This window comes from Longimicrobium sp., from assembly GCF_036554565.1.
Taxonomy (GTDB): domain Bacteria; phylum Gemmatimonadota; class Gemmatimonadetes; order Longimicrobiales; family Longimicrobiaceae; genus Longimicrobium.
In genome coordinates this window covers 1-6191 of record NZ_DATBNB010000111.1, presented here as the reverse complement: position 1 = coordinate 6191, position 6191 = coordinate 1, and the positions used below count along the sequence as shown (strand labels likewise).

The window sequence follows — 6191 nt, the reverse complement described above, 5'->3', positions numbered from 1 at the left end:
CAGGGGCGGCAGGTGGCGCAGGGTGCGGGGCGCGCTCCAGCCGTTCCCCGCCAGGTTGAAGTACAGGCGGGCGCCGTCGCGGGCCAGGTAGATGATGTCGGTGGTGCCGGAGCCGTCCACGTCCGCCAGGCGCACGCGGCGCTGGTCGAAGATGTCGGGCGGGTCGAACCAGGGGGCGCCGTCCATCGCCACCCGCGCGCCGAAGCGTCCGTAGCCCAGGTTGGGCCAGTAGCACACCTCGCCGTTGCGGATGCGCACCAGGTCCGTGAGCCCGTCGCCGCTCATGTCGGCCAGGTGGATGGACTGCGTGCCGTCGGCGAAGACCAGCCGCGGGCCCCGCTCCTCGTCGTGCGGGGTGGACACGTGGCTCGCGGGGCCGAACCCCTCCTCCGCGCGCGAGGGGTGCCAGGTGAAGACCTCGTGCCCCGTGATGAGGACGTCCGCGTGCCCGTCGCCGTTCAGGTCCACGAAGCGCAGGTTGGGGTCGTCCCAGGCGATGCGGGGGTGCGTGCGGAAGGCGCGGAAGTTCTCCCATCCGCCCTCCGCCGTCCGCTCGAAGAACCCGGGCGTGGGAAGATCCAGCTGCACCAGCTCGATCTGCCCGTCCCCCGCCAGGTCCAGCAGCTGATGCCGGCCGCCGCCCAGGGCGGCGAGCGAGGGCTGCGTGCGAAGGGGCGCCAGCGCGCCGAACCGCCCCTCGCCCAGGTTGCGCTTGTAGTACCAGCCGCCCGCCTGTTCGGCCAGGATGCCGGAGGCGCCCTCGCCGTCCAGGTCTACCCACTGGTAGCGGGCGCCGTCCACCCCGGCGGGAAGGTTCTCCAGGCTTTCCGCGTCCAGCTCCCGCACCGTGCCGCCGATCTCGGCCCGGCTGTACGCCAACTCCAGCGGCGGAAGCGCCCGGGCGCGGTATCCTCCCTCCCGGCGCACGTACCCGCGCTGCGTGACCGCGGCCAGCAGCGACGCCCCGGGCTCGTCGGTGTAGGTGAAGCCGGTGGAGCGCACCAGGCAGTCCGTCCCCGTCTCCTCGCCGGGAAAGTGGTGGAAGGCCAGCACGCGCTCGCACCGCCGGTAGGTGCGCACCTCGAAGCCGGCGCGGTAGCTGGAAAACGCGTCGTCGCGGCAGCGCCACGCGCCCGCGTCGTCGGGGCGCGGCGCCGCGGGGTCGTGCTCGCCGTAGTCCAGCACCACCTCGAACATCCACTCGGCGCGCGCAAGGTCCGGCTGCCGCAGGCGCGATATGCGGTTGCCGTAGCGCACGCGCTTCAGGTAGCGGTTCGCCGCGCGGCCCGCGGGGGTGCGGTTGGCCTCGTGCGCCGCCGAAAGGTCCACGCCGGCGGAGTCTTCCGCCCGGTACTCGTAGACGGCGGCGTTCCCCCGGTCGTCCCAGCGCTCGCAGACCAGCCAGCTGAAGGTGCGCGGCTGGCCGCCGGCCGGGTCGGCGATGCGCGAGGCGGCGGTGCGGCCGAAGACGGTGGTCACGTTGTCGCGGCTGATGGACCGCCAGTGCGCCTGCCCCGTGCGCGTGTCCGTCCACCGCTCGATGCGCGCGAAGGCTCCCTCCACCCGCGGCCGGTAGCGGTGGATGCGGTACGATACGCCATCCACCGTGCGCGGGGTGCCGGCGCGCGGATCGGGGCCGTCGGTGGGAACGGGGACCAGGTCCTCCGCGCCGGACAGGAGAAAGACGTCGGATTCTTCCTCGTCGCGGTAGCGCGGGATGCCGCGGTCCGTCTTGCGGGTGATTGCGGGAAGGGAAAGGCTCCAGCCCAGGCCGAAGGGCCCGTTGCCCGCACCCGAATCGTAGACCAGGGAGAGGTCGGGGCCGAACCCCATGCGGCCGGGGCTGGCGGCGAGGGGCACGGTGAGCGTGCCGGTGCCGGTGACGGGGTTGGCGGCGAACTTTTCGCCGATGCCACGCAGGGCCCCGCCGCCCTTGGGCAGGCTGATCGTGGGGGGCGCGGCGGGGGAGCGGCCGGCTGGTTCCGTGCGGGATCCGGGGCTCGCGGGAGCAGGGCGGATCTCTCTATCCATCGTCCGGCCCGGGAAGGGTTTTCCAAGGAGAGGGGCGATCCGGCACGGCGCGGGGTCGGGGCCGTTGCTTCGCAATAAGCAGTCGGGAATGGATGCAAGTCAAGGATGCTGCAATCCCTGCTGCACCTTCTCACCCTCCTTCCCTCCCGCGGAGCGCGCCCGTCGCGCCGCCCGCATCGAACTCGCGCCGTACCTCCCCGCCTCGGCTTTCCCCCAGCGTCATTCGGCCGCTGCGGGATGAACATTCCTGCCCCCGCCATCCAGTTTTCGCTGCCGTCAGCCCCGTCTCTTGTGCACGCTGTCCCTCCCATTTATCATCCGAAAACTCCGTATACTCCGCCGCTGCCCCGCGCGGCCACCACCACCACGATCGACGATCGTCCGCCCCACCGGCGCGAGTGCCGCGGCCTTCCCGCGTGCTCCGTCCGTGATCTCGCCGGTTCGGTTCCAGTGCGGTTCGCCGCTCCGTTTCGTCGCTTTCCACCCAGCCCCTCGGAGGTGTTCCTCGTGAAAATCGTTCGTCTACTCTGTGCGTCCGCTCTCGCCGTCCTCGCCGGCGCGTTCGACGCGGGTCCGGCGGCGGCGCAGCAGCAGGGCACGGTCACCGGCCGCGTGACCGACGCCGGCTCCGGGCAACCGGTTCCCGCCGCCCAGGTGCGGGTCGCGGGTTCCACGCTGGGCACGCTCACCAACGAGAGCGGCACCTACACCCTTCGCGGCGTGCCGGCGGGCACCGTCACCGTGCGCGTGCTCACCATCGGCTATGGCGAGAGCAGCCAGCCGGTGACGGTGGCGGCGGGGGGAACGGCTACGGCCAACTTCACCCTGCGGGCCTCGACGATCGCGCTGAACCCGGTGGTGGTGACCGCCACCGGCGAGCAGCGGCGCGTGGAAGTGGGCAACGCCGTCTCGCAGATCCAGGCGGCGGCCGTGGTGGAGCGGAGTTCGGTGCAGAACGTGGGGGACCTGCTGACCGCCCGCACCCCCGGCGTCATGGTGGTGGGCGGCACGCAGACGGGCGCGGGCGTGCGGGTGCGCGTGCGCGGCACCAGCTCGCTTTCGCTCTCCAACAACCCCATCTACGTGATCGACGGCGTTCGCGTGGAGGGGAGCACCGGGTCCAGCACGGTGAGCGTGGGCGGCACCACACCCAGCCGCGTGGGCGACCTGAATCCCGAAGAGATCCAGTCGATCGAGGTGGTGCGCGGGCCGTCGGCGGCCACGCTGTACGGCACCGACGCGGCGAACGGAGTGATCGTCATCACCACCAAGCGGGGCGTGGCGGGCCCGCCGCGGTGGACGTACTACACCGAGCAGACCGCCATCGAGGACCGCAACGAGTATCCCCTGGCGTACCACGGGTGGACGGCCGCATCCAGGCCCAACAACACCACCCAGTGCACCCTGGCCCAGGTGGCCGCGCCCGCGCCGAACAACTGCACGCAGGACAGCGTCACCGCGTACAGCCCCACGCGCGACCCCCAGGCCACCCCCTTCGGCCGGGGATACCGCCAGCAGCACGGCCTGCAGGTGCGCGGCGGCTCGGAGTCCATGCGCTACTTCCTGCACGGCGAGTGGGAAGACGAAGACGGCGTGACGCAGGTGCCGCGGTTCGAGCGCAGCTACCTGGCCGCGCGCGGCATGTCGCTGCTTCCCGAGCAGCGCAGCCCCAACCACTTCGGCCGCATCACCGGGCGCGCCAACTTCAACATCACCCTCCCGCGGAACAGCGACATCGCCGTCAGCGCCGGCTACACCTCGCAGGACCTGCGGCTGCCCATGAGCGACGACGCGGGAACGGCCGGCATCGCCGCCAACATCTACGGCGGCCCCGGGTTCCGGCACAACGTGAACCCGACCACGGGCGACACCCTGTACGGATGGCGCGAGTTCACCCCCCGGCGGGTGTACCAGGCCGTCACCACGCAGTCCATCGAGCGGCTGATCACGTCCGTTTCGGGGAACGCGCGGCCCGCCGAGTGGCTGACGCTGCGGGGGAGCGCGGGGCTGGACTTCACGCAGCGCACCGACAACCAGCTGTGCCGCTTCCTGCAGTGCGTGGGGGCCGACACCCTGGGCTTCAAGATCGACAACCGAGCGAACTTCTTCGTGTACACGCTGGACGCGGCCACCACCGCCACGCGGCAGTTCGGCCGCGACGTGGAGTCGCAGACCACGGCGGGCGTGCAGTACTACCGCAACGTGTTCAACCGCAACGGCGCGCGCGGCAACAAGCTTCCGCCCACCGCGATCACCGTGGGCTCGGGCGCGGAAAAGTTCGCGGACGAGACCACCAGCGAGAGCCGCACCCTGGGCGGCTACGTGGAGCAGCGGGTGAGCCTTCGCGACCGCCTGTTCCTGACCGGCGCCGTGCGCTCGGACCGGAACAGCGCGTTCGGCGCCCAGTTCGAGACCGTGTTCTACCCCAAGCTCTCGGCGTCGTGGGTGATCTCGGACGAGCCCTTCTTCCCGGGCCTGGGCTTCGTGGACCAGCTTCGCCTGCGCAGCGCGTACGGGGCCTCGGGCGTGCAGCCGGGCACCATCGACGCGCTGCCGTACTTCAGCACCGCCACCGTCCTGGGGGAGAGCGGCGAGCGCCCGGGCATCGTGTTCAGCGCCCTGGGCAACCCCGACCTGCGGCCGGAGCGCTCCACGGAGTTCGAGGCGGGCATCGACGGCACCTTCTTCAACAGCCGCCTGACCACCGAGATCACCTACTACAACAAGCTCTCGCGCGACGCGCTGATCGAGCGGGTGCTTCCGCCCTCGGCCGGCACCGGCCTGACGGTGCGCTTCGAGAACCTGGGTGAAGTGCGCAACAAGGGGTGGGAGGGGCTGGTGAACGCGCAGCTCGTGCAGAGCCGCGCCTTCGGCTGGGACATGAGCCTGAACGGCACCACCAACGACAACGAGCTGGAAAGCCTGGGCGGCGAGGCGTCCATCGTCATCAGCAGCACGCTGCGCAACGTCGAGGGCTATCCCCTGAACGGCTGGTGGTCGCGCCGCCTGATGGGCTACGAGGACAAGGACGGCGACAACATCATCGAGTACGACACCGCCGCGGCGCGCAGCGAGGTGTTCGTCGGCGACAGCGTGGAGTTCCTGGGCCACTCGGCGCCCCGCTGGGAGGCCGCGCTCACCAACGGCTTCGACTTCTGGCAGAAGCGGGTCCGCCTGTCGGCGATGGTGGACTACAAGGGCGGCCACATGATCTACAACAACACCGACCGCATCCGCTGCGCCAGCCGCAACAACTGCCGCGGGCTGGTGGACCCGGCGGCGCCGCTCGACGAGCAGGCGCGCGTGGTGGCCGTGCGGCAGCACCCGAGCAAGACGGTGGCGGGCTTCATCGAGCCGGGCGACTTCATCCGCTTCCGCGAGCTTTCCCTGAGCTTCGACGCGCCGGAGAGCCTGGCGTCGCGCGTGCTGGGAAGCCGGCAGGTAACGGCCACCTTCGCCGCCCGCAACCTGGGGATCCTGTGGACCCGCTACTCGGGGGTGGACCCCGAGGCCTTCGGCACCACGGGCGACGCGCCGTCGTCGTTCCAGGCGTTCGCGCCCCCCACCTACTTCACCTTCCGCCTGACCCTTGGCCTGTAGGATGATACACGAGATGAAGCACACCCTGAAAACCCGCGCCGGCGGATCGTGGCTGCGGCGCCGGGCGCGGCAGGCGGCCCTGGCCGCGGCGGTCGTCCTGGCGTCGGGGATCGCCGCCTGCGACCCCGGCGAGCACATCCTGCTGGTGGAAGACCCCGACATCATCGACCCGCAGGACGTGCAGTCGCCCGCCGGCGCCAACGCCGTGCGGCTGGGCGCGCTGGCCCGGCTGACCGCCGCCACCAGCGGCGGCACCTCCACCGGCGACAACATCTTTCTGCTGGGCGGGCTCTTCGCCGACGAGTGGATCAACGGCGACTCGTTCATCTACCGCTGGGAGGTAGACCAGCGGACGATGACCTCCGACAACAGCTTCCTGAGCGGCACCAACCGCTCGCTGCACCGCGCGCGGGTGGGCGCGGCGCAGGCCGCGGAGCTGATGGCCGAGTTCAACCCCACCGCGCCGGGGTGGCAGATCGCCGAGATGCACTTCATCCAGGCCTACACCGTGAACATCCTGGCCGAGCACTTCTGCAGCGGGCTCGTGTTCAGCACGGTGG

The 6191-nt window shown here is 71.3% G+C and carries 3 protein-coding genes; 2 read left to right on the top strand and 1 reads right to left on the bottom strand.

Annotated elements, in window-relative coordinates:
• The coding region (locus VIB55_RS03055; RefSeq protein ID WP_331875192.1) for a SpvB/TcaC N-terminal domain-containing protein at positions 1-2031 on the bottom strand (2031 nt) is incomplete at its 3' end.
• A 507-nt stretch (positions 2032-2538) separates the two neighbouring features.
• Here VIB55_RS03055 and VIB55_RS03050 point away from each other — a divergent pair.
• Positions 2539-5631: a SusC/RagA family TonB-linked outer membrane protein gene (locus VIB55_RS03050; RefSeq protein WP_331875191.1), complete on the top strand. Its 3093-nt coding sequence runs from the start codon at positions 2539-2541 to the stop codon at positions 5629-5631.
• Positions 5632-5644: 13 nt separating this feature from the next.
• The coding region (locus VIB55_RS03045; RefSeq protein WP_331875190.1) for a hypothetical protein at positions 5645-6191 on the top strand (547 nt) is incomplete at its 3' end.